This window comes from Corallococcus sp. AB038B (assembly GCF_003668955.1).
Lineage (GTDB): Bacteria > Myxococcota > Myxococcia > Myxococcales > Myxococcaceae > Corallococcus > Corallococcus exiguus.
The window spans coordinates 22551-44203 of sequence record NZ_RAWO01000017.1 but is presented as its reverse complement, the minus strand read 5'-3'; the positions used below and the strand labels follow the sequence as shown (position 1 = coordinate 44203).

The window sequence follows — 21653 nt, the reverse complement described above, 5'->3', positions numbered from 1 at the left end:
TCCGAGGAGTCCCGGAAAACCGAAGATGCGTCTGGGATGCAGCGCGTCAGCGTTCAAAGCCAGACAGCGCATCCTCGCCCACAAGAAGGTGGAGGGAAGAGGTGCGACAGGTATGGTGCGGCGCGATGACGACCGCCCCGCGCCCCAAGAGCGTTCCTCCTGAAGCCACCTTCGATGCCTCCACCAAACTCTGGCGATGCGGAGGTCCCCATGACGCGCGCGAGCGCCTGTGGATCCATCCGTCGGGCCTCCTGCTGCTCGACGCCACGCGCAAGGACGGCAAGCTGGATGGAGAGATCAAATGGTCGCTCGGCATCCACGAGATGTCGGAGCACGCACCGCGCCTGGCCATGCAGGAGGCGCTTGGGCTGCCGAACGGGCCGAACAATACGATGATCGCGACGTTCGCGGACGGCGCGCTGGTCGAGGTGCGCTTCCGCCCCGGCTTCGACTTCCCGGACGAGCTGCGGATTGAACTGCGTGATGGCGTCATCGACGGCTCCCTCGAGTGGGTCGTAGGCCCGGTCGAGGGCGCCCTGTTCGAGTACGCCGGCACGAAGCTCCTGCACAAGATCTTCAAGGTCCCGAAGCCCTGGCCCCATCGCCTGACGGCGGTGTTCGCCAAGGGCAAGCTGAAGAGCACGACGTTCTTCGCCAAGGACGGCACGCCGCTCGACGTGAGCAAGCCCACGCTCACCGAGTGGGGGGAGAGCACCGAGGCGAGCGCCGTGGCCGGCTACATCGAGCGCGGCGACTTCGCGGCCGACGCGGCGCGCTTCTTCCCGAAGGCGCCCCGCGTGTCGAAGCCAGGCAGCAAGAAGGTTCGAGCCGTTCCCGCGGGTCGCGCGCTGGACGAAGTGGTGACGGGCGGTGGCGTGCCGTCGATGACCCTCGCCTTCGACTTCGACAGCTACGGCTTCGACTGCAAGAAGGAGGACCTGGCCGGTGCGAACGACGACAAGTACGTCGGCATCGCGAGCGACGGCTCCGGCGAGATGTTCCTCCTCGACGTCACGACGGGAGCGGTCGTCCGCTACGCGCACGAGGAGGGCTCTGTCTCGCCGGCCTTCGCCTCACTTGATCAGCTCGCCTTCGCGCTCCTCCGCGTAGAGGCGGCCGCGAAGAAGCTGATCCCGAAGGCGAAGGTCTCGGCGTTGTTCAAGCGGCTGGACCTCAAGGTGGCCGCCGCACTCCTGAAGGAGTACTGAGCGCACGTGCGCGGGAGGAACGGCGTCTTCAGTCCCTCCGGTGGGGCGTGCAGGGGGGATCGCCCTGCGTCCCGCCGGAGTTGCCCCGGCCGCCCGCGCGGATGCTGCTGCCAGAGGCGGTCGTGCCCGGGCCGCCGGGGCCCTGTGAGGGCTTGAACTTGTCCCGGTCCTCGATGCCCTGTCCGCCACTCGAGGCGCTCGCGCCGACGCGGATGCTGCTGCCTGAAGCACCCTGCTTGTTGTCACCCACGTTCGAGCTGGCCACCGGCCCGTCGAAGACGTCGGAGGGGCTCTGCTCCGCGGGCGGCTTCGGCGGGACCGGCTGCGGCACGGAAGGGCGCGGCGTGGAGGTCGGCGACGCGGGCGGGGACGACGGCGGACGGGAGATCTTCACGGCGCACCTCGAAGGGCGGAAGACGTCCCACCATCATCGCCCGAGGGCTGTCCCGAGTTTCCTGTGTCACCAGGAAGACAGGTTGCCTGCCCCGGAGGGCAGGTGGGCCTATGCGGGCATGCCTTCGCGAGCGTCCACGCCAATCACGTCGCGCACGGAGGCGAAGCCGTCCCGGGCCAGCAGGGCGCCCAGCTCCGGGAGGATGCGGTCCACCATGCCCGGGCCTTCGTAGATGAAGCCCGTGTACACCTGCACCACGGTGGCACCCGCGCGCAGCTTCTCGTAGACGTCCTGCGCGGTGAACACGCCGCCCACGCCGATGAGGGGCAGGGCGCCCTTGCTGCGCTGGTACGCGCGGCGGATGACGGCGTTGGACAGCTCGCGCACGGGGGCGCCGGACAGACCGCCGGCCTCCTTCGAGTGCGGGTGCTCGAAGGGGCGGGTGAGGGTGGTGTTGGTGGCGATGAGCCCGGACAGCCCGCGCGCCATCGCCACGTCCACGACTTCATCCACGGCTTCGGGCGTGAGGTCCGGGGCAATCTTCAGGAACAGCGGCGTGCCCGGAGCCACCGCGTCCATCCGCTCGCGCACGGCGAGCAGCAGCGCGGACAGCGCCTCCGGCTCCTGCAGCTTGCGCAGGCCCGGCGTGTTGGGCGAGGACGCGTTGACGACGACGTAGTCCCCCAGCGCCGCGAGCGCGTCCACGCACGCCACGTAGTCGTCCACCGCGCGCTCCAGCGGCGTGTCCTTGTTCTTGCCGATGTTCACGCCCAGCGGGCCGGGCTTCCACGAGCGGGCCTTGAGGCGCTCCGCCGCGGTGGCCGTGCCGTGGTTGTTGAAGCCCATGCGGTTGATGACCGCGCGGTGCTCCGGCAGGCGGAACAGGCGCGGCTTCGGGTTGCCCGGCTGGGGCTTCGGCGTGACGGTGCCAATCTCCACGGCGGAGAAGCCGCAGGCGAACAGCCCGTCCACGGCCTCCGCGTCCTTGTCCAGCCCGGCGGCGAGCGCCACCGGGTGGGCGAACTTCAGCCCCGCCAGCTCCACGGACAGGTCCATGGGCGCACGGCGCAGCGTGTGCTCGCGCATGGCGCGGCAGCGGGCGTTCCACTTCCCCAGGGCCGCGAGCCCCGACATGCCCAGCCGGTGCGCGGGCTCCGGGGGCAGGCTGAAGAGCAATGCGCGAGTCAGGCCGTACATGCGTCAGGCCGGGATGAAGGACGCCTCGCGCGCCCACGCGAGTGCCTGGTCCACCTGCTCGGTGGTGAGCAGGTTGTTGGACTCGACGATTTCAATCTCCCGCCGCATGTCCGTCTCCAGCAGGTAGGGGCCGTCCGTGTTGATGGTGAACTTCACCTTGCGGTCCCAGAACGTCTGCATGATGTGCTTGAGTTCCTGCAGGTCCGCCACGGCCTTGGTGTGGATGTTGGACGTGGGGCACAGCTCCAGCGTGATGTTGTTCTCGCGCAGGACCTTCATCGCGGACTCGTCGTAGGCGGCGCGGATGCCGTGGCCGATGCGGTGGGGCTTGAGCTTCTCCACCGCCGCCATCAGGCCGTTGGCGCCCGTGCCGGCCGTCTCGCCGGTGTGCACGGTGCACTTGAGGCCGGCCTTGCGAGCGCGGGCGTAGAGATCCTCGTACTCGGAGAGCGAGGCCTTGTGCTCCATCGCGTCGCGCTCCGTGCCGGCCAGGTCGATGCCGTACACGCCGCGCGAGCGGTACTTGATGGCCTTCTCCACGATGATGCTGTTGAGCTTGTGGTCGAACTCGCGGGCCAGGCAGAAGATGAGGCCCACCTTCACGCCGTACTCCAGCGTCGCGCGGTCCATGCCCCGCAGCGCCGCGTGGATGATGTGGTCCAGGTCCAACTCGCTGGAGAGGTTGCGCTTCATCGGGTTGAAGCGCAGTTCAATCTGAGTGACGCGGCTGCCCCGGTACTCCTTGCCAATCACCTCGTAGACGGAGCGCTCGATGGCGCTGGGAGAGGATTGGATCTTCTCCGTCCAGGTGTGGAGGATCTTCAGGTAGTCGTCGAGGCTGCCCACCTTGCCCGGACGGGAGGTGATGAGCTCGACGAAGTCGAAGTAGTTCTTGACGGGGAGCTTGAAGCCCTGCTGGTGGGCAATGGACCACAGGATGTGCGGAGCCACCGCGCCACCCACGTGGATGTGAAGGTCAATGAGGTCGCGAACCATGGCGGCATGTATGCACAGCCACGGCCACGCGTAAAGCTATCGGCGCAGCAGCACGTAGACGGCGCCAGCCCCGCCGTCCTGCGGACGGGCAGTGGAGAACGCCAGCACCATCCGCTCCAGCCGCTTCTGCGACAAGAGGTCTCTCACCGCGTCCTTGAGCACCGGGATCTGATCCTTGGAATTCAAACCGCGCCCGTGGACGATGAGCACGCAGCGGCGCTTGGCGCGGCGGCTGTCGGACAGGAAGCGCTCCACGGCGGCCTGGGCCTCGCGCTGCGTCTTGCCGTGAAGGTCCAGCCGGTCCTGCACGGAGAAGTCGCCCCGGCGCAGGGAACGCAGCAGGTTGGGGTCCACGCCGGGGGAGGCGCCCTCGAAGGCCGCGTCCGAGCCGGTGAAGGACAGGGGCCCATCCATGGCGACCAGGTCGGAGAGCTGCGCGAGCGCCTCCGCGTTGTCGTCGATGATCTCCGGCAGGCGCGGGTTCGTCTTGGGGGCTTCACCGCGATGGGTGATCTGCTGCACGCCGTCCATGGCGGAGAAGAAGAGGCCCACGTCGTCGTCTTCCGGACGCGCCTTGGGGGCCTTGGTGGGCTTGTGCGCGACGGCCTTCTTCTTCGAGGCCTCCGCGGCGGCGGCCGCTGCCTTCTCCTGCTTCTCCTGGTCCTGGAGCGTCTTGATGGCGGACTTGAACGGGTTGTTCTGGAACTCCGCTTCCTTCTTCTTCGGGGGACGCTGGCTCATGGGATTCCTGTCTTCTAACCCGGGCTACAGGCCGCGCAGCCTGCGGATTTCCTCGTAGGCGTCGCGGGCGGCCTGGAACCGGCGGGCGGCCTGCTCGGCGGCCTTGGGCGCCAGGTGGGCGGCCTTGTCCGGGTGGAAGCGGGCGGCGAGCTTGCGGAAGGCGCTCTTCACCTCCGCGTCGGTGGCGTCCGGGGGGAGGCCCAGCGTCTGGTAGTGGGCGGTGGCGTCGCCCAGGTGCAGTTCGGCCAGGGCCTGGACCTTGGCGTCGGGGACGTCCAGGCCTTCGGCCATGCGCTTCAGGGCCTCGCGTTCGGAGCGCTGGAGGGGGCCGTCCGCGAGCGCCATCTCATAGAGCGCGTCCAGCAGGCGGAGCCGTTCGCCCGAAGGCAGGGAGTCCAGGCAGGAGGCGAGGGAGGCGGGGGCGTCCAGGGAGGCGGGGCGGGAGAGGAAGTCCTTGAGGTAACGGCGCACGGCCTGGACGGTGTGGGCGTCGGCGCGGAGGACCTCCTCGAAATAGCGGCGGACCTCGCGGACCTCCTCGCGGCGCATGTCGCCGTCGGCGCGGGCCACGTCCACGAAGAGGGCGGTGATGTCGCGGTCGAGCGGGTCCTCGTCCGGGGCCTGGACGATGGGGAACTCGCCCGGGCCCTGGGTGAGGGGGACTTGTTCAGGAGGCGGCTCGAAGGTGGAGGGGAAGTCGCTGAAGATTTCAGGGAAGTCCGGGGGAGCGCCGTGCTGTTCGTCGAAGTAGTGGCCCAGGGCTGTGCCCAGGATGAGGGCGAGCACGATGGCCCAGGGCCCGCCAATGAGGAGGCCGGCCATGAGACCCAACATCGCCCCGAGAACTTTTCCCGCGCCCATGCCTTCGCTTCGCTCCCTTGTGCCGGGCCAGTCTTGCATAAGGTGGGTCGCATGACGGCTCAGTTGATTGACGGCAAGGCAGTGGCGGCGCGCGTGCGGGCGGAGATCAAGGAGGAGGTGGCGCGCCTGAAGGCCGAGCGCGGCATCACCCCGGGACTCGCCGTGGTGCGCGTGGGTGAGGACCCTGCGTCCAAGATTTATGTGACGGGGAAGAAGAAGGCCGCCGAGGAGGTGGGCTTCAACTCCTGGGAGCATCACCCGGACGAGACCATCACCCAGGACGAGCTCCTGGCGCTGGTGCACCGGCTGAACGAGGACCCGGCCGTGCACGGCATCCTGGTGCAGCTGCCGTTGCCCAAGCACATCGACGCGGACGCCATCATCGCGGCGGTGAAGCCGGAGAAGGACGCGGACGGCTTCCACCCGATGAACGCGGGGAATCTGCTGTTGGGTCGTCCGGCGACGCGCGCGTGCACGCCCTATGGGGTGATGCGGCTGTTGGAAGAGGTCGGGTGCAATCCGGCCGGCAAGCGCGCGGTGGTGGTGGGGCGGAGCAACATCGTGGGCAAGCCGCAGGCGCTGATGCTGCTCCAGAAGGACGCAACGGTGACGGTGTGCCACCGCAAGAGCGACCTGCCGTCGGAGGTGGCCCAGGCGGACATCCTGGTGGTGGCGGTGGGCGTGCCGGAGCTGGTGAAGGGCGCGTGGATCAAGCCCGGCGCGGTGGTGATTGACGTGGGGATGAACCGCAAGGCGGATGGGAAGCTGGTGGGGGATGTGGAGTTCGCCGCCGCGGCGGAGCGAGCGTCGTTCATCACTCCGGTGCCGGGTGGCGTGGGTCCGATGACGATCGCGATGCTGATGAAGAACACGCTGGAGGCGGCTCAGCGCGCTGGGAAGTGAGCTGAGACTCCGGATTCCCCTGCCCATGCTCGGGCAGGGAGGCGGGGCAGCGCCAATGACGCCAATCCATCAGGGGCTTTCGGAGCGCGTGTTCGCCCTTCTTTCGGAGGGCACGCGGCACGATCCCATCCTTGACGTTGAGCAGGTGAGGGCATGGCTTGTCGAGCGTGGCGTCTCGGAGTGCTCTCAGTTCCTGGATTTCCATTCTCGTTTCGGGGGGCTTGAATACTGGATACCCGGGACGACTGTGTATCTTGGATTGTGGGAACGAGACGTCACGGGGAAGCCCGTGGCTCCTAGATGTTGGCGGGACACCCAGGGAAGGTTCCACGTTTCGTGTGGGAATCTCCTGATTTCGCAAATCAATCTGTCAATGCGTGAGGATGGCTTTATCTTCGAAGACGAAGACCTTGCGTACACCAGCGTGGCCAAATGCCTTGAAGACCATGCCGCTCTCGCATGGGACGCGCGGAAGAATCCCCGGTGGCATCGGAGAAGCATCAGGGTTCAGTCTGAGCAGTCATTGGATGAGCTTGGGCGCGCTGGCATGGAAATAATGCACGAGGCCAGCGACCAGGATGTTGTCTGGTGGCGCGGTGACGGCTTGCTTGTCCGGGATGTCGCCATGACACCTCCCGAGGAAAAGCTTCGAAGCGTCTTCGTGAGTGCTGAGGACCCACGACAGATCGAGAACGTCCGGGCGTTGCTGCGGGAGAAGATTGTTGTTGGATGAAGCCGGGGCGTGCGTCGTTCATCACGCCGGTGCCGGGTGGCGTGTGTCCGATGACGATCGCGATGCTGATGAAGAACACGCTGGATGCGGCGCAGCACGCGGGGAAATAATCGCTGTCCGCCCCCCGGATGCAGGTGCCCGGGGCGGAGCCCGCCGCGCTCTCTACGGTGCGCTGGTTCCGTCGCTGTTGATGGCCCAGGCGCCGTTCGCGAACCGGACCCAGCTCGTCTTGCGGCCGCAGCCCGTCACGCCGACACCGCGTGCGTCGGTGGGAAGCTTCGGGTCGCCCGCCACGGACAGGACCTGGAGTTCGAGCTGCTCGGAGGGGCAGTTCGTGGCGAACGAGGCCTGCGAACGGATGGCTCGCTCGTCATTCTCCCAGGAGTGTTTTCCGAGCTGGAAGCCATCGCGCTCAACAGTGGGAATCGTGGCGCACGCGGGGCCAAGCAACACGAGGGAGGAGAGGCAGAGCAGGGGGCTTCGCATGCGCGCGCCAGATAGCACCGGCTCTTCGGCGCGGCAAGAAATGGAGGCTCACGTGGATGTGTCACCAAGCTACGCCCTCGGTGCGACCGGCCGCCCTGTCCGATGTCAGGGCCGGGAGGCCAGGTGCGCGGACGCCGACAAAGGACAGACGTACTGCCCGCCGTGGTTCTTACAGGCGTCGTAACGGATGTGCCGGCCAGCTGGATTTGAATAGGCATACGTGTTGAGTCCGTTGGTGCCGTAGACGCTATCAGTGAGAATCCGGCGCCAGCCGACATCCACATCTGGAACAAAATTGGTCGATGGTGCCATGGCGAGCACCCGGTTCTCGTTCGATTCAGTGTGTCCGTGATGGGACTGCCCATGTTCCACGGCCGACAGGTGCTTTCCTTATGCTGAATGTCACCATGGACGTTTGTCGTTTCGTCGCGCTCATGAGCAAGAGGGACTTCTCGGCTCGCCGTGACTCTTCTGTGTGTCCGTGGGGAGGAGCCAGTTGCTTGGAGTCTACGGGCAATGCCCTTGCCTTGGTCACCATCACCGCTATTGTGTGTGCATGGCGGAAAACACGATTGATCCTGATTGGAAAATACGTACAGCGGCATTTTTGGCGCTGGAGACGATGGAGTCGTTGGCATAGCGCATGGGCACCCTGCCCTTGCCGGCGGCGAGGGCGGCGAGGATCGCGCCTGCGGTGTAGCTGGGTTGGGCGAGGAGGTCGATTCGGATGGTGCTGGTCACGTTGACCGGCAGGGTCATGATCGGTGCTCTGATGGCATCGAAGCCTGGGACATCCAATACAACCATGTCGGTGGTGACGAGTTGGTTTTTGGGCGTGAGGGTGAGGGTGAGGACAGCGGATGTGAGTCCTTGGGCTTGAGTGAAGAACTGATAGGCGGGGTCGGCGTTGAAGTCGAATGTCCAGCGGACCTCTTCGTCGACGCCTTCGCCAACGACGATTGCATTGGGGCCTGTACCGGTGATGATGAAATCGCCGTTTTTAACAGGGTTGGGGTACGTGCCCGTAGGCGGGGTGAGGCAACCATTTGCTGTGGCTGTGATGGTGATAGTCATTGGATTTCCTGGATGTTGCAGGTCTTTCGGTCTGGAACAGATCTAAGGAGAGAAAGGGGACGGCGTAGGGCTTTGAGGCCAGGCTTTCTCCACATGCCCTCAATTTTTCATGGAATGTCCCTGGTGACGGGCTGTTTGCCCCCCCTCCGGCGATGCTGCTGGTGCAGTGCCCTGCGCCGCGATCGTGTCCAGGAACACATCCGTGTGGACAGGAACAGCTGACGGGATGGTTGTAGAACCTCGTGACAACACCTGATGAACTGGTTGGACGTATGCCTTCCGGGATGGCAATGTTTCACCGGCCCCAGGCGTCAGGTAGTGCTCCGCGAGGAGGCGGGACGTCAGGGCTTCAACAGCACGTATGGGCGGGATTGGCGGCCACTTTCACCTAGGCGTCCGGTAGCCCTCTGCGCCCCCTCGGACGAGGCCCTTCTGCACCCGCCAGTGCCCTCCGCCGCCTTCCACACCAAGCACAGGCGAAGACGTCTGGCGCTGGTCTTGAGACTGAGCGAGCAGGAGTGGGGGCGAAAGCCGGACCGCTGATCGACATGGAGGGAATGGCCATGTTCGAAGCTGCCCGGTGGACCTGACAGCTGAACAGTGGCTCCTGATTGAACCGCTGCTTCTCTCGCGGAAGTTGAAGCGTGAGACCTGACCTGGGCGAGCGCCATACCCGCCCTACAAGGCGGTCCACCGCTGGTTCCAGGGCTGGGAGAGGGACATGGATGATGCGGCCCTGGCGGCCCTCTCCTCGACTTTCGACCGGATGTACAGCCGGATGGCCGCGTTCGGCCACAGCACCTTTTCGCCGCAGTCGTGAGTCAGGCTCAGCACACTGGCCTTGACACCAGCGGGCACCGTCTGGGCGTGCGGGAGCTATGCCTCCGGCCAGCTCGGGGATGGCACCACGACAGGCTGCCTGACTCCGCCCCCTTGCGTCTGGAGGCAATCACATGTTCGCGATGAGGCAGGACGGTGCCGTCTGGGTCTGGGGCACGAATGGGTAGGGCCATTTGGGAGATGTTTCGAAGACGACCCGCTTGCTCCCCGCCCTGCTACCGGCGCTGGGAAACTGAGCTGAACGCCCGGCCCTCCCTGCCCGTGAAGAGGGCAGGGAAGCGGACTTCATTGCAGACCGCAGACGTACGGGCCGCCCTGGCTCGCGCAGGCGTCGTAGCGGATGCACCAGCCGTCCGGCGTCGAATAGGCATACATGTAGAAGCCGTTGGCGCAGCGGACGCGGTCGGTGGAGAGCCGGCACCAACCGAAATCAACATTCGGGTCGCAGCTGTCCGGTGGTGCCATGGCGTGCACCTGACCTTCGGTCGTTTCGGTTTCACGGGCTGCCTCCGGTCCACAACCTGCGAACATCATCCCCACGCTGAAGGCCAGTGCGATTGTCTGTCGGTTCATGGCGCTCACCATTCCGGGCAGCCCCAGGGGCCGCCGTAGTTCTTGCAGACGTCCGCGTTGATGCACCAGCCGTCCGGCGTCCAGTAAGCATCCATCTGAACGCCGTTGAAGCAGGTGATCTTGTTGCTGGACACGGGACACCAGCCGTCGTCCTCGAACGGGTCACAGCTGTTCGGAGGCGCCATCGCGCGCACCGGGCGGTCCGACTGCGAGGCCTGCGCCTCCGCTGGGACTTCCTGCGCCGCTTCAGGTCCACAAGAGACGAGGAGCATCGCAGCGCCAATCGCCATTCCAACGGACTTCATCAACGGCTGCCATTGCATGGTTGCGTCTCCGTGAGAGGAGGGGACCGCAAGTGCAGTCTAGCCTGGAGTTACAGGCTGGCGTCGGGTTGGGAATTTTCCGTTGACGATGCAGGGCGAGCCGGACAGGGCTGTTCAGGCGTTACTGCGGGCAGGTGAGTTCGGGGCCCTGGCTGTACTTGCAGACGTCGCGCGGGATGCACCAGCCATCCGGTGTCCAGATGGCATACATCTCGATGCCGTTGTTGCAGGGCACGCGGTCGCTGTAGACGCGACACCAGCCGACATCCACGCTTTCGTCACAGCTGTTGGGCGGAGTCATGGCGCGCACCGGGCGGTCTGATGCCGACGCCGGGTCCGCGGGGGAGGCCTCCTGGGTAGCTTCGGGGCCGCAGCCGGCGAACAGCAACGCGCCAACCAACAGGCTCCAAGACTTCTTTGACGGCTGCATTTGCATGAGCGTGTCTCCAAGTGGAGAGGGGAGTCTAACCGCCATTCCCCTTCGTCCCGGACGGGACATGACGGAAGATGCGGGGATGGGTCCGGCCTTGCACCGATGCGCCGTGGGCGGGGCCGTGCTGGGGCTGCTTTTGCTCGCCACCCCCGCGCGTGCCCAGGACGCCACGGCCCTGCCCACATTCTCCCTGGAGCGCCTGGACCCCAACCCGGGGCTGGGACCCATTGCACTCGGTAATGGCGAACTGCTGGCGCCGGGGGTGCTGCGCATCTCCGTGATGGCGCACTACCAGCACTCCTCCCTGCGGATCCCGAACGGCTTGCTGGAGCCTTCGCTCGTCCTGTCCCGGACTACCGCACTGGTGTCGATGGCCGTCGGGGTGCTGCCCTGGCTGGAGCTTCAGGCCCAGCTTCCGGGCGTCATCCACCAGAGCGGCGCGGACCTGAGCACCTCGCTGTCCATCGCCTCGCCTTCGCGCAGCGGGCTGGGGGCACCACGGATCGCGGCCCGGTTGGGCTTGCTGGGGACCTCCGCTCCCGACGCCTTCCACCTGGCGGTGGACCTGGACATGCGGTTGCCCGTGGGCGGCTCGGGAGCGTTTGCCCGTGACCGGGGAGTCCGCGGCCAGGGCCGCGTCATGATGGGGAAGCGGTGGGGGGCCGTGGCTCCGGCGCTGGAACTGGGCGTGCTCCTGCGTCGAGGTGTGTCCGGCTCCAGCGTGGACCGCATCAACGGCGTGGGCAACGAGCTTCGCGCCGGTGCGGGAGTGACGGTGGGCTACGCCCTCCGCGCGGAGGTGTCCGCGTTGGGTGCCTATTCCTGGCGGCAGCAGCGCTTCAGTGGCGAGCTGTTGGGCGGCCTGCGCTACGCACCCGTCCGGCCGTTCGAGTTCTTCGCCATGGGCAGCGCGGGCCTGGGCTCGGAGCCTGGGACGCCCCGCTTCCGGGTGCTCGCGGGACTGGCCCTGATCCTCTTCGACAAGCCGCCGCCTCCGCCCCCGGAGGACATCGTCTACGAGCTCGTCCAGGGCCTGCCTCGCGCTCCTGCCGAGCCCCAGATCGAGCCCGAACCCACGCCTCCCGAGCCCCCCACGCCCGAGCCCTCCGTCGAGCCGGCGTGGTCCGACACCGACACGGACGGGGACGGAGTCGTGGACGCGCTGGATGCCTGCATCCACGAGAAGGGGACCCGGGAGTACGGCGGTTGCCCCGAGACCGGCGACCCGCTCGTCACGCTGACCCGCGAGCGCCTCGTCCTTCATGGCCAGGTCTTCTTCGAGGTCGGCGTGACGACGCTGCCGGGCCGCTCGCGCGTGCTGGATCAGGTGGCGCGGGTGCTCCTGGAGCATCCGGAGGTGGAGCGCGTCGTCATCGAAGGCCACACGGACGCGGAAGGTTCCTCCGCCTCCAACCAGCGCCTGTCCCTGGCTCGCGCGGAGGCGGTGCGTGACTACCTCATGCGGAAGGGCGTCCCGGCCCACCGCTTGGAGGCCCGGGGACTCGGTGCGCGCCGGCCCGCGGGCTCCAATGGGACACAATCAGGCCGGGGCGAGAACCGCCGCGCGGAACTGCTGTTGATCCTGGGCGAGCCCACTTCGGCCCGTTCCATTCCCGCGCCTCCCGCCCCCTGAGTCCAAGGGGTCTCCCCGGCGGTGGCCCACCGCACCCATGAGCCGCTTTCAAAGCGATAGTGTCCTTGGTTCACCATGGCGGACTTACCTCGCTGACGTATCAGAAGCGGCTCGACTGCGAGGACCTGGGTCGGCGGCTGGTGAACAGGCAGGACTGGTGAATCCGCTCCTGGATCGGCTCCTCGCCGTGGCTCGCGCATGAGACGCGAAGCCCCCGGACCTGTTCCGTCCGGGGGCGCGCGGACAGGAACTACAGCGACTGGCTCTGCTCCGGAGCCGTCTGGGGCTGGCTCTGGGGCGCACACGCCAGGAGCTCCTCCGCGGGGGCTTCGTCCACGCTGGCCGTGCTGGCGAACGGGCAGCCGCACCATGCGGTCCAGAGCACCACGCAGCAGGGGGCAGGACCGCAGACGGAGCACTTATCTCCCTCTTCGACGGGCGCCTGCACCGAGGAAACCTGGGTGTCTTCCACCGCGAAGGCGGGCGCCGCGAACAGCATCAAGAGGGAAGCCATCTTCGGGAGGTCGGAGCGTCGGAGCAGCTTCATGGTGTACCTCGGGGAGAACGGCGCGTCGGAGCCACGCCGGTGGGATCCAGGAGCTTCGCACATCTTCCCCGTGGCCCGTGGCCCGTGGCGCACCGCGCCCGTGAGCCGCTTCCAAAACGATAGTGTTCCTGGTACACTATGGCGGACTCACGGACCTGGGAGGGTGGGGAATGATGAACCGCGAGGAGCGTATTGCGGGAGGGTTGTATGGGCTGCTCATCGGCGATGCGCTGGGTGTGCCCTACGAGTTCCACCGGCCGGAGAGGATTCCCTCCCCAGAGGCCATTGAATACGACCCACCTCCGGGGTTCGACCGCGCGCATGACCGCGTCCCTCCGGGCACCTGGTCGGATGACGGTGCCCATGCGCTGTGCTTGCTGGATTCGCTGACGCACCAGAAGCGGCTCGACTGCGAGGACCTGGGCCGGCGGCTGGTGAACTGGCAGGACTGGGGCTACCTCTCCGTGGATGGCGACGTGTTCGACGTGGGCATCCAGACCAGCACCGCCCTGCGCCGGTTGCGCGACGGCACCCCGGCAATGCTCGCGGGCCCCAACGGCACGATGGACAATGGCAATGGCTCACTGATGCGTGTGTTGCCTTTGGCCCTGTGGCACCAGGGCAAGGACGCGGCGCTCGTCTCGGATGCCATGGCCCAGTCGCGGGTCACGCATGGCCACGTGCGCGCCCAGGTGTGCTGCGCGCTGTACTGCCTTTGGGCTCGTCGCATCCTCGAAGGCGCGGCGGACCCGTGGGCAGAAGCCGTGGCCACCTTCCGGGACCTGTACGTCGAAGGCTTCCCACAACGGGAGGAACTGGAAGCCCACATCCGCCCGGACGACCCCGCACCAGGAACGGGCGGCGGCTACGTCGTGGACTGCCTGCGCTCCGCACGCGCTTGCGTGGCGAACGGGAAGACCTACGAAGAGGTCGTCAAATCCGCCATCCGGTTGGGCCACGACACGGACACCACGGCCTGCGTGGCGGGCGGCATCGCGGGCCTCATCCACGGCCTGAATGGCATTCCGCACCGCTGGCGTTCACAACTGCGCGGGCAGGAACTCGTGGAGCCGCTCCTGGCGCGGCTCATGAAGTCCCTGGGCTGATGCGCTTCCAAAGCCCCATGAACTGGAAACGATTGAAGACCCGCAGCGGGCCCCGCTCACACACCGCCGGGTGGATGAAGGTCTGCAGGGCGAAGCCCTCGCGGGCGAGGATGGGCATCCAGGACCACTCGCGCTGGTACCGGTAACGGGAGGGGATGCCGAAGCGGCGGTTTCCCAGTTCATCCAGGACGCACAACGTCGCGTAGCCCAGTCGGCTGCGGAAGGTGTGGTCCTTGAGCAGGAAATACTCCCGGGTGCAGCGCAGCACGTCCACCCGCGTCCGCTCCGGATCCGGCGAGTGATGCAGGACATCGATGCTGTAGCTCAGCGTGAACGCACGGTCCTCGAAGGGGAGCCGCTGGCCATCGTAGAGGACCGGCTCGACGATTTGCTTGTCGCGCTGTTGCACATCCACGGCCACCACCTCCCGCGCCCATCCCCGTTCCTGGACGGCACGTGCGAACCAGCCCTCGCCGAACCGAAATCGAGCGCCCGGTCAACAGGGGGAAGTCCCCCCAACACCGGTTCCATCAGCTCGAGGATGTTCTGTCGGTAACTGCTCATGGGGCCGTTGCTCCCTTCAGTCCGGGAAGATCTCCAACACGTCCTTCAGCATCGCCGCGCCCGTGCCCCGCGCGCCCTGCTCACCGTTGATGACGGTGTTCACGCCGTGCAGGTCGCTGCGGAACACCGCGCCCATCTCCATCGCGCCCAGCCGGGCCAGGGGATGGGCCGCGTCCACGGCGGTGGGCCGCACGCTCCACTCCCACTGCTCTCCGCCCACGGGCTCGCCGCGCGCCAGCAGCAGCACCTGACCGCCCTTCGCCTTCGCCACGTCCAGCTCCGCGCGCGTCACGCCGCGCATGCCCGTCACGGACACGTCCTTCAGCATCGTCGGCACGCGCATCACCGCGTTGGCCAGGATGACCAGCTTGCCCGCCGTGTCCCAGCCATCCACGTCCAGCGTCGGATCCGTCTCCGCGATGCCCAGCGCCTGCGCCTCCGCCAGCGCGGCCTCGTACGTCTTGCCCTCCGCCATGCGGCACAGCAGCAGGTGGCTGGTGCTGTTGAGCACGCCCTCGAACCGGCCCAGCTTCCCCAGCGCCAGGTCCCGGCGGCCCACGTTCACCAGCGGCATCGACGCGCCCACCGCCGCGCTGAACCGCAGGGGAGGGCGGCCCGGTGACTCCAGGTCGCTCAAGCGCGCCAGCTCCTGGAACCCCAGCACCAGCGGGCCCTTGCTCGCGAGCACCGCCGCCATGCCTCGTGACAGCGCGTCCCGCGTGGTGTCCAACCCTGGCTGTCCGTCCTGGAAACTCGTGGGCGTGGCCTCCAGCAGGAGGTCCGCCTTCACCTCGCGCACCAGGTCTCGACCGCTCAACCCTGGACGCCCCACCACCGGCAGCGACGCCACGGAGTGCCGCGCCCGCTTCACCGCCAGCACCGCGCCGATGTCCAACCCGTTCGGCGACACCGCCGCGCCGCCCGAGTCCGCCAGCCCCACCGGCAACAGCTCCAGCCGGTAGCGCTCCATCAACAGCGACGCGCGCGACTGGAGGATCTCCAGCAGCGGCACGCCCACGTTGCCCAGGCCCGTGAGCAGGAAGCGCACCGTGCGGACGGCGCGCGGGTTCATGGTGCGAAGGCCTCGCGCACGCCGTCACGGCGCAGCGTGAAGAGCATCCACACCGCCACCGGCACTCCCACGAAACAGCCGGGCGTCAGCGTGTACATCGCGCAGATGGCGCCCACCGTCGCCAGGCCGTACCCCTTGAGGTTCATCGCGTTCCACGCGCCCCAGACGGCGAGCACCCCGCAGAGGATCCCGCCCAGGATGGCCAGCGTGAAGCCCGTCGTGAACTCCAGCACCACCGGCGCCTGCCCCGGCGTGGAGAAGGGCGACGCCACCTTCAGCGCCGCCAGCAGCCCGCCGAGCAGGCTGAAGGTGACGTGCAGCACGCCCACGATGAGCAGGAAGAACGCCGGGAAGCGCACGATCTGGAAGATCTTGATGCGCGGGTCGCCCGACTCCAGCTGAGGACCAGGACCGCTCATGACCGCCCCTTCAGCGCGCCCACGATCATCCGCGTCGCGGGAGACTTGTTCAGCGTGTAGAAGTGGATGCCCGGCACGCCGCGCGCGAGCAGCTCCATGCACTGCACCGTGGCGTGCGCGACACCCAGCTGCACGACGGCGTCCGGCTGATCCTTCACGCGCTCCATCTGCAACGCCAGACGCATGGGCACTGTCGCGCCACACATGCGCGTGAAGCGCTGGACCTGCTCGTAGTTGGTGATGGGCATGATGCCGGGAACGATGGGGACGTTGATGCCCGCCCGCCGCGCCCGCTCCACGAAGTCGAAATAGAAGGCGTTGTCGAAGAAGAGCTGCGTCACCACGAAGTCCATCCCCGCATCCACCTTGGCCTTCAGGTGCTTGAGGTCGTCCTCGCGCGACGCCGTCTCCACGTGGCCCTCCGGATAGCACGCACCCCCCAGGCAGAAGTTGAAATCCTCTTCTCGAACGAATCGGACCAACTCCTCCGCGTAGCGGAAGCCTCCGGGCACCGGCTCGAAGGTCGTCTGTCCCAGCGGCGGGTCCCCTCGCAGCAGGAGAACGTTCTCGATGCCTGCCGCGTCAAGCCGGCGCAGCACGTCACGAAGCTCGTCGCGGGTGTGTCCCACGCACGTCAGGTGCGCCATCGCCTCGATGCCGGTCTGCTTCTTGATGTGCGTGACCAGGTCCACCGTCCGGTCGCGCGTGCTCCCGCCCGCCCCGTACGTCACGGACACGAACCCCGGCTCCAGCGGCGCAAGCTCCTCCACCGTGCGCAGGAGCGAGGCCACGCCCGCGTCCGTCTTGGGAGGAAAAAACTCGAAGGAGAAGCTCGGCTTGGAGGGATTGAGGCAGTTGCGAATCTTCATGTCGGGAGGAGTTTAGTCCCTTCCGCGTCGGCCTTGATCGGAGAAGGTGCGCCGCTATAGTCCGCGCCGTTTCGCCACCCCCTGCCCATCATGGAGAAGTCAATGACCCGGCGTACGCCCCTCAACGAGGCCCACCGCAAGCTGGGGGCCCGCATGGTCGACTTCGCCGGCTGGGACATGCCGGTGCAGTACTCGTCCCTCACCGCCGAGCACGAGGCCGTGCGCACCGCTGTCGGCCTCTTCGACGTCTCCCACATGGGCGAGATCGAGTTCACCGGCCCGGGCGCCCTGGAGACCGTGAACCGGCTCATCTCCAACGACCTCGCCCGCTGCCAGGACGGCCAGGCCGTCTACGCGGGCCTGCTCAACGACCAGGGCGGCTTCGTGGACGACGTCGTCGCCTACCGCTTCAGCCCCGAGCGCATCCTCATCTGCGTCAACTCCAGCAACCGCGAGAAGGACTTCGCCTGGATGAGCGCGCGCGCGGAAGGCGTCAAGCCCGTGGACAAGAGCGACGACTACGCGCAGATCGCCATCCAGGGCCCCAAGGCCGTGGGGCTGGTGCAGCGCCTGACGAAGTCGGACCTGTCCCAGGTGGGCACCTACCGCTTCACGGAAGGGGAGGTGGCCGGTGTGAAGGCCATCATCTCCCGCACGGGCTACACCGGTGAGGACGGCTTCGAGCTGTACTGCGCCGCCGGTGACGCCGTGAAGCTCTGGGACGCGCTCCTGGAGGCCGGGCAGCCGGACGGCGTGAAGCCCTGCGGCCTGGGCTCGCGCGACTCGCTGCGCACGGAGATGAAGTACGCGCTGTACGGCAACGACATCGACGACGCGCACACGGCCCTGGAGGCGGGCCTGGGGTGGATCGTCAAGCTGGACAAGGCGGGCGGCTTCATCGGCAAGGACGCGCTCGCCGCGCAGAAGGCCGCGGGCGTGCCGCGCAAGCTGGTGGGCTTCGAGCTCACCGACAAGGGCATCCCCCGCCACGGCTACCCCGTCCTCAAGAACGGTGAGCGCGTGGGCGAGGTGACGAGCGGCACCATGGGCCCCACGGTGAAGAAGTCCATCGGCATGGCCTACGTGCCGGCGAACCTCGCCGCGGAAGGCTCCACCTTCGACGTGGACATCCGCGGCCGCGCCGTGCCCGCCGTCGTCGTGAAGACCCCCTTCCTCAAGAAGTCCTGATTTCCTTCCTTCCCCACCTGTTGTGAGGAGCTGAAACCCCATGGCCAACATCCCGCAGGACCTGAAGTACACCCAGGAGCACGAGTGGGCCCGCGTCGCGGGCAAGAGCGTCGTGGTGGGCATCACCGACCACGCCCAGACCACACTGGGCGACATCGTCTACGTGGAGCTGCCCAAGCTGGGCGCCCAGGTGTCGGCCGGCGACTCGTTCGGCACCGTCGAGTCCGTCAAGGCCGTGTCGGAGCTGTTCGCACCTGTCTCCGGCACGATCGTGAAGGTGAACACCGACCTCACGGAAGAGCCCGAGAACCTCAACACGGATCCGTACGGGGACGGGTGGCTCGTGGAGATCGAGCTCTCGGACGCCGGGCAGCTGAGCAACCTGCTGGACGCCGCCGCCTACGAGAAGCTCATCAAGGAGTAGTTCCGCGCGCGCAAGAAGTCGGGCGTCCCGGTTGTTAGAGACGCTCCATGGAGTGCCGAGCCCGCTCGGACGCCGAACTTCCTACCGCACCTCACGCGAGCCCTTCGACCATGTCCCTCAACTGGAAGTACCAGGAGTCCTTCGCCGGCCGGCACATCGGCCCGGAGACCCCTGAAGTGAAGCAGATGCTGTCCACGCTGGGCGTGGACTCGCTGGACGCCTTCGTGGAGTCCACCGTGCCGCCCGTCATCCGCTCCCCGGAGCCCCTGCGGCTGCCCGCGGGCAAGGGTGAGAACGAGGTGCTGGCGCAGCTGGAGGCCATCGCGGCGAAGAACCAGGTGTTCCGGTCCTTCATCGGCATGGGCTACAGCGACACCCACGTCCCCAACGTCATCCTGCGCAACATCTTCCAGAACCCGGGCTGGTACACCCAGTACACGCCCTACCAGGCGGAGATCGCCCAGGGCCGGTTGGAAGCGCTGCTCAACTTCCAGACCATGGTGACGGACCTCACCGGCATGGAAGTGGCCAACGCCTCCATGCTGGATGAAGGCACCGCCGCGGCGGAGGCCATGGCGCTGGCGCTGCACGCCAAGGGCACCGACGCCGGGGGCGCGTTCTTCGTCTCCGACGGCTGCCACCCGCAGACGGTGGACGTGGTGCGCACGCGCGCCCTCCCGCTGGGCGTGGAGGTCGTCGTGGGCGACCACCGCACGGTGGACCTGTCCCAGAAGAAGTTCTTCGGCGCGCTGGTGCAGTACCCGGCGACGGACGGCGTGGCGCACGACTACCGCGCCTTCGGTGAGAAGGTGCACGCAGCGGACGGACTGCTCGTCGTCGCGGCGGACCTGCTGGCCCTGACGCTGCTCACCGCGCCCGGCGAGTTCGGCGCGGACGTGGTGGTGGGCAGCGCGCAGCGCTTCGGCGTGCCGCTGGGCTACGGCGGCCCGCACGCCGCCTACTTCGCCACGAAGAACGCCTACACCCGCGTGATGCCGGGCCGCCTCATCGGCGTGTCCGAGGACTCCGGGGGTCGGCCCGCGCTGCGCATGGCGCTTCAGACGCGCGAGCAGCACATCCGCCGTGAGAAGGCCACGAGCAACATCTGCACCGCGCAGGTGCTGCTGGCCGTGATGGCCGGCATGTACGCCGTCTACCACGGGCCGGACGGGCTCAAGGCCATCGCGGAGCGCGTGCACGGGCTCACCGTGGTGCTGTCGCGCGGTCTGGCGAAGCTGGGCTTCAAGCCGAAGCACGAGCAGTTCTTCGACACGCTGCGCGTGGAGCTGACGGCCCCGCAGGTGCGGGGCGTGCTGGCCGCCGCGGAAGGCGCGAAGATGAACTTCCGCCGCATCGACGAGAAGACGCTCGGCCTGGCGCTGGACGAGACGACGCGCGCCAAGGACGTGGAGGACATCCTCACGGCCTTCATCCAGGGCGCGAACAAGTCCGCGTCCCCGGTGAACCTGGACGAGGTCGCCGAAGGCCTGGAGAGCCCGCTCGCCCCCGAGCTGCGCCGCCAGAGCGCGTACCTCACGCACCCGGTCTTCAACCGCTACCACTCCGAGACGGAGATGCTGCGGTACGTGCGCCGGCTGGAGGCGAAGGACCTGTCCCTCACGCACTCCATGATTCCGCTGGGCAGCTGCACCATGAAGCTCAACGCCACCGCGGAGATGATCCCGGTGACGTGGCCCCAGTTCAGCAAGCTGCACCCGTTCGCGCCCACCTCGCAGGCGGCCGGCTACAAGGTCATCTTCGAGCAACTGGAGCACGCGCTGTCGCAGGTGACGGGCTTCGCCGGGTGCTCGCTGCAGCCCAACGCGGGCAGCCAGGGTGAGTACGCGGGCCTGCTCGTGATTCGCGCCTACCACCAGGCGCGAGGGCAGGGGCACCGCGACGTGTGCCTCATCCCGTCCTCCGCGCACGGCACCAACCCGGCTTCCGCGGTGATGGCCGGCTATCGGGTCGTCGTCACGAAGTGCGACGAGAACGGCAACATCGACCTGAACGACCTGCGCGCCAAGGCGGACCTGCACAAGGACAAGCTGGCCGCGCTGATGGTGACGTACCCCTCCACGCACGGCGTGTTCGAGGAGGAGATCCGCGAGATCTGCTCCGCCATCCACGAGCGCGGCGGCCAGGTGTACATGGACGGCGCCAACCTCAACGCGCAGGTGGGCCTCACCGCGCCGGGCCTGGTGGGCGCGGACGTCTGCCACATCAACCTGCACAAGACGTTCTGCATCCCGCACGGCGGTGGCGGCCCGGGCATGGGCCCCATCTGCGTGGCGTCCCACCTGGTGAAGTTCCTCCCCGGACACCCCGTCATCCAGACGGGCGGAGGGGACGCCATCGGCGCCATCTCCGCGGCGCCGTGGGGCAGCGCCAGCATCCTGCTCATCTCCTGGATGTACATCCAGATGATGGGCGGCGAGGGCCTGACGCAGGCCACGAAGATGGCCATCCTCAACGCCAACTACGTCGCGGAGCGGCTCCAGCCGCACTACCCGGTGCTCTACCGGGGCAAGCGTGGCCGCGTGGCCCATGAGTGCATCGTGGACCTGCGCCCGCTCAAGAAGACCGCGGGCGTGGAGGTGGAGGACGTGGCCAAGCGCCTCATGGACTACGGCTTCCACGCGCCCACCGTGTCGTTCCCGGTGGCGGGCACGCTGATGATTGAACCCACGGAGTCCGAGTCCAAGGCGGAGTTGGACCGCTTCTGCGATGCGATGATCGCCATCCGCCAGGAGATCCGCGACGTGGAGGAGGGCCGCGTGCCCAAGGACAACAACGTCCTGAAGAACGCGCCGCACACCGCGCGCACGCTCACCGCGCCGGAGTGGAACCGCCCGTACACCCGCGAGCAGGCCGTGTTCCCCACGCCGTGGGTCCGCGACAACAAGTTCTGGCCGTCCGTGGGACGCCTGAACAACGTGCTGGGTGACCGCAAGCTCGTGTGCTCGTGCCCTCCCATCGAGGACTACGACACGCCCGCGCAGAAGGTCGCTTAAGCCGTCTTCGACAGCCGCAGTCACCGGGGCCGTCTTCCAGCGCATCGGAAGGCGG

Annotated in this window: 22 protein-coding genes and 3 pseudogenes; 10 read left to right on the top strand and 15 right to left on the bottom strand. The window is 67.5% G+C overall.

Annotation, left to right across the window (positions count from 1 at the left end; all coding sequences use genetic code 11):
• The first annotated feature begins 125 nt into the window (after positions 1-125).
• Entirely contained in the window at positions 126-1208 is a 1083-nt protein-coding gene (locus D7Y04_RS38855; protein ID WP_121762606.1) for an SMI1/KNR4 family protein, read from the top strand.
• A 28-nt stretch (positions 1209-1236) separates the two neighbouring features.
• On the opposite strand, the gene D7Y04_RS38850 is transcribed toward D7Y04_RS38855, so the two are convergent.
• From D7Y04_RS38850 to D7Y04_RS38830, 5 genes are all read right to left on the bottom strand, one after another.
• On the bottom strand, positions 1237-1602 hold the full coding sequence (locus D7Y04_RS38850; RefSeq protein ID WP_121762605.1) for a hypothetical protein: 366 nt from the start codon (positions 1600-1602) through the stop codon (positions 1237-1239).
• Between the two features lie 108 nt (positions 1603-1710).
• A complete protein-coding gene (locus D7Y04_RS38845; RefSeq protein ID WP_121762604.1) occupies positions 1711-2799 on the bottom strand; it encodes a quinone-dependent dihydroorotate dehydrogenase in 1089 nt (362 codons plus the stop codon).
• 3 nt (positions 2800-2802) lie between these two features.
• Positions 2803-3795, bottom strand: a complete 993-nt coding sequence (add, locus tag D7Y04_RS38840; RefSeq protein WP_120596281.1) for an adenosine deaminase — start codon at positions 3793-3795, stop codon at positions 2803-2805.
• A gap of 36 nt (positions 3796-3831) precedes the next feature.
• Complete coding sequence (locus tag D7Y04_RS38835; RefSeq protein ID WP_121762603.1) at positions 3832-4536, bottom strand: Smr/MutS family protein; 705 nt, start codon at positions 4534-4536, stop codon at positions 3832-3834.
• A gap of 24 nt (positions 4537-4560) precedes the next feature.
• Complete coding sequence (locus D7Y04_RS38830; protein ID WP_368666435.1) at positions 4561-5358, bottom strand: TerB family tellurite resistance protein; 798 nt, start codon at positions 5356-5358, stop codon at positions 4561-4563.
• A gap of 90 nt (positions 5359-5448) precedes the next feature.
• On the opposite strand from D7Y04_RS38830, the gene folD reads away from it, so the two are divergent.
• The 3 genes and pseudogenes from folD to D7Y04_RS38815 all read left to right on the top strand — a co-directional run.
• Entirely contained in the window at positions 5449-6300 is an 852-nt protein-coding gene (gene folD / locus D7Y04_RS38825; protein WP_121762601.1) for a bifunctional methylenetetrahydrofolate dehydrogenase/methenyltetrahydrofolate cyclohydrolase FolD, read from the top strand.
• Positions 6301-6325: 25 nt separating this feature from the next.
• Positions 6326-7033: a hypothetical protein gene (locus D7Y04_RS38820; RefSeq protein ID WP_147454863.1), complete on the top strand. Its 708-nt coding sequence runs from the start codon at positions 6326-6328 to the stop codon at positions 7031-7033.
• A gap of 8 nt (positions 7034-7041) precedes the next feature.
• Positions 7042-7143: pseudogene (locus tag D7Y04_RS38815) on the top strand (bifunctional methylenetetrahydrofolate dehydrogenase/methenyltetrahydrofolate cyclohydrolase); the annotation flags it as partial.
• A 52-nt stretch (positions 7144-7195) separates the two neighbouring features.
• On the opposite strand, the gene D7Y04_RS38810 reads toward D7Y04_RS38815, so the two are convergent.
• Entirely contained in the window at positions 7196-7519 is a 324-nt protein-coding gene (locus D7Y04_RS38810; protein WP_120599939.1) for a hypothetical protein, read from the bottom strand.
• A gap of 543 nt (positions 7520-8062) precedes the next feature.
• Positions 8063-8593, bottom strand: coding sequence for a hypothetical protein (locus tag D7Y04_RS38805; protein ID WP_120599938.1), 531 nt, complete (start codon positions 8591-8593; stop codon positions 8063-8065).
• A gap of 941 nt (positions 8594-9534) precedes the next feature.
• Between D7Y04_RS38805 and D7Y04_RS46060 the strand changes: the two are divergent.
• A pseudogene (locus D7Y04_RS46060) lies at positions 9535-9600 on the top strand (hypothetical protein); the annotation flags it as partial.
• 118 nt (positions 9601-9718) lie between these two features.
• On the opposite strand, the gene D7Y04_RS38795 reads toward D7Y04_RS46060, so the two are convergent.
• The 3 genes from D7Y04_RS38795 to D7Y04_RS38785 form a co-directional block, all read right to left on the bottom strand.
• A complete protein-coding gene (locus tag D7Y04_RS38795; protein ID WP_121762600.1) occupies positions 9719-10006 on the bottom strand; it encodes a hypothetical protein in 288 nt (95 codons plus the stop codon).
• A 5-nt stretch (positions 10007-10011) separates the two neighbouring features.
• On the bottom strand, positions 10012-10296 hold the full coding sequence (locus tag D7Y04_RS38790) for a hypothetical protein (protein WP_120599936.1): 285 nt from the start codon (positions 10294-10296) through the stop codon (positions 10012-10014).
• 154 nt (positions 10297-10450) lie between these two features.
• Positions 10451-10630: a hypothetical protein gene (locus D7Y04_RS38785; RefSeq protein ID WP_121762598.1), complete on the bottom strand. Its 180-nt coding sequence runs from the start codon at positions 10628-10630 to the stop codon at positions 10451-10453.
• Between the two features lie 214 nt (positions 10631-10844).
• Between D7Y04_RS38785 and D7Y04_RS38780 the strand changes: the two genes are divergently transcribed.
• Positions 10845-12395, top strand: a complete 1551-nt coding sequence (locus D7Y04_RS38780; RefSeq protein ID WP_158627667.1) for an OmpA family protein — start codon at positions 10845-10847, stop codon at positions 12393-12395.
• Positions 12396-12645: 250 nt separating this feature from the next.
• Here the strand turns inward: D7Y04_RS38780 and D7Y04_RS38775 are convergent, their stop codons facing one another.
• Positions 12646-12942, bottom strand: a complete 297-nt coding sequence (locus D7Y04_RS38775) for a hypothetical protein (protein ID WP_120596821.1) — start codon at positions 12940-12942, stop codon at positions 12646-12648.
• A gap of 170 nt (positions 12943-13112) precedes the next feature.
• Between D7Y04_RS38775 and D7Y04_RS38770 the strand changes: the two genes are divergently transcribed.
• Complete coding sequence (locus D7Y04_RS38770; RefSeq protein WP_120596822.1) at positions 13113-14048, top strand: ADP-ribosylglycohydrolase family protein; 936 nt, start codon at positions 13113-13115, stop codon at positions 14046-14048.
• Here D7Y04_RS38770 and D7Y04_RS38765 read toward each other — a convergent pair.
• From D7Y04_RS38765 to metF, 4 genes and pseudogenes are all read right to left on the bottom strand, one after another.
• Positions 14029-14511 (bottom strand): annotated as a pseudogene (locus tag D7Y04_RS38765) (methyltransferase domain-containing protein); the annotation flags it as partial. The gene D7Y04_RS38770 and the pseudogene D7Y04_RS38765 sit on opposite strands and share 20 nt — an antisense overlap.
• Positions 14512-14628: 117 nt before the next feature.
• A complete protein-coding gene (locus tag D7Y04_RS38760) occupies positions 14629-15684 on the bottom strand; it encodes a homoserine dehydrogenase (RefSeq protein ID WP_121762596.1) in 1056 nt (351 codons plus the stop codon).
• Positions 15681-16103: a hypothetical protein gene (locus D7Y04_RS38755; RefSeq protein ID WP_120596825.1), complete on the bottom strand. Its 423-nt coding sequence runs from the start codon at positions 16101-16103 to the stop codon at positions 15681-15683. The genes D7Y04_RS38760 and D7Y04_RS38755 overlap by 4 nt, the downstream gene beginning before the upstream one ends.
• Positions 16100-16972, bottom strand: coding sequence for a methylenetetrahydrofolate reductase [NAD(P)H] (gene metF, locus D7Y04_RS38750; RefSeq protein WP_121762595.1), 873 nt, complete (start codon positions 16970-16972; stop codon positions 16100-16102). Before metF ends, D7Y04_RS38755 begins: the two co-directional genes overlap by 4 nt.
• Positions 16973-17074: 102 nt before the next feature.
• On the opposite strand from metF, the gene gcvT reads away from it, so the two are divergent.
• The 3 genes from gcvT to gcvP all read left to right on the top strand — a co-directional run bounded on the left by gcvT (position 17075) and on the right by gcvP (position 21598).
• Positions 17075-18160: a glycine cleavage system aminomethyltransferase GcvT gene (gcvT, locus tag D7Y04_RS38745; RefSeq protein WP_121762594.1), complete on the top strand. Its 1086-nt coding sequence runs from the start codon at positions 17075-17077 to the stop codon at positions 18158-18160.
• A 40-nt stretch (positions 18161-18200) separates the two neighbouring features.
• Positions 18201-18584, top strand: a complete 384-nt coding sequence (gene gcvH / locus D7Y04_RS38740) for a glycine cleavage system protein GcvH (RefSeq protein ID WP_120596828.1) — start codon at positions 18201-18203, stop codon at positions 18582-18584.
• A 110-nt stretch (positions 18585-18694) separates the two neighbouring features.
• Positions 18695-21598: an aminomethyl-transferring glycine dehydrogenase gene (gene gcvP / locus D7Y04_RS38735; RefSeq protein ID WP_121762593.1), complete on the top strand. Its 2904-nt coding sequence runs from the start codon at positions 18695-18697 to the stop codon at positions 21596-21598.
• Positions 21599-21653: the final 55 nt, after the last annotated feature.

What these genes read in the sequence shown, in the direction of transcription:
- D7Y04_RS38855 (WP_121762606.1), top strand. Translation starts at nt 126, where the DNA reads ATGACGACCGCCCCGCGCCCCAAGAGCGTTCCTCCTGAAGCCACCTTC.
- D7Y04_RS38845 (WP_121762604.1), bottom strand. Translation starts at nt 2,799, where the DNA reads ATGTACGGCCTGACTCGCGCATTGCTCTTCAGCCTGCCCCCGGAGCCC.
- add (WP_120596281.1), bottom strand. Translation starts at nt 3,795, where the DNA reads ATGGTTCGCGACCTCATTGACCTTCACATCCACGTGGGTGGCGCGGTG.
- D7Y04_RS38835 (WP_121762603.1), bottom strand. Translation starts at nt 4,536, where the DNA reads ATGAGCCAGCGTCCCCCGAAGAAGAAGGAAGCGGAGTTCCAGAACAAC.
- D7Y04_RS38830 (WP_368666435.1), bottom strand. Translation starts at nt 5,358, where the DNA reads ATGGCCGGCCTCCTCATTGGCGGGCCCTGGGCCATCGTGCTCGCCCTC.
- folD (WP_121762601.1), top strand. Translation starts at nt 5,449, where the DNA reads ATGACGGCTCAGTTGATTGACGGCAAGGCAGTGGCGGCGCGCGTGCGG.
- D7Y04_RS38820 (WP_147454863.1), top strand. Translation starts at nt 6,326, where the DNA reads ATGCTCGGGCAGGGAGGCGGGGCAGCGCCAATGACGCCAATCCATCAG.
- D7Y04_RS38810 (WP_120599939.1), bottom strand. Translation starts at nt 7,519, where the DNA reads ATGCGAAGCCCCCTGCTCTGCCTCTCCTCCCTCGTGTTGCTTGGCCCC.
- D7Y04_RS38805 (WP_120599938.1), bottom strand. Translation starts at nt 8,593, where the DNA reads ATGACTATCACCATCACAGCCACAGCAAATGGTTGCCTCACCCCGCCT.
- D7Y04_RS38795 (WP_121762600.1), bottom strand. Translation starts at nt 10,006, where the DNA reads ATGAACCGACAGACAATCGCACTGGCCTTCAGCGTGGGGATGATGTTC.
- D7Y04_RS38790 (WP_120599936.1), bottom strand. Translation starts at nt 10,296, where the DNA reads ATGGCGATTGGCGCTGCGATGCTCCTCGTCTCTTGTGGACCTGAAGCG.
- D7Y04_RS38785 (WP_121762598.1), bottom strand. Translation starts at nt 10,630, where the DNA reads ATGACTCCGCCCAACAGCTGTGACGAAAGCGTGGATGTCGGCTGGTGT.
- D7Y04_RS38780 (WP_158627667.1), top strand. Translation starts at nt 10,845, where the DNA reads ATGGGTCCGGCCTTGCACCGATGCGCCGTGGGCGGGGCCGTGCTGGGG.
- D7Y04_RS38775 (WP_120596821.1), bottom strand. Translation starts at nt 12,942, where the DNA reads ATGAAGCTGCTCCGACGCTCCGACCTCCCGAAGATGGCTTCCCTCTTG.
- D7Y04_RS38770 (WP_120596822.1), top strand. Translation starts at nt 13,113, where the DNA reads ATGATGAACCGCGAGGAGCGTATTGCGGGAGGGTTGTATGGGCTGCTC.
- D7Y04_RS38760 (WP_121762596.1), bottom strand. Translation starts at nt 15,684, where the DNA reads ATGAACCCGCGCGCCGTCCGCACGGTGCGCTTCCTGCTCACGGGCCTG.
- D7Y04_RS38755 (WP_120596825.1), bottom strand. Translation starts at nt 16,103, where the DNA reads ATGAGCGGTCCTGGTCCTCAGCTGGAGTCGGGCGACCCGCGCATCAAG.
- metF (WP_121762595.1), bottom strand. Translation starts at nt 16,972, where the DNA reads ATGAAGATTCGCAACTGCCTCAATCCCTCCAAGCCGAGCTTCTCCTTC.
- gcvT (WP_121762594.1), top strand. Translation starts at nt 17,075, where the DNA reads ATGACCCGGCGTACGCCCCTCAACGAGGCCCACCGCAAGCTGGGGGCC.
- gcvH (WP_120596828.1), top strand. Translation starts at nt 18,201, where the DNA reads ATGGCCAACATCCCGCAGGACCTGAAGTACACCCAGGAGCACGAGTGG.
- gcvP (WP_121762593.1), top strand. Translation starts at nt 18,695, where the DNA reads ATGTCCCTCAACTGGAAGTACCAGGAGTCCTTCGCCGGCCGGCACATC.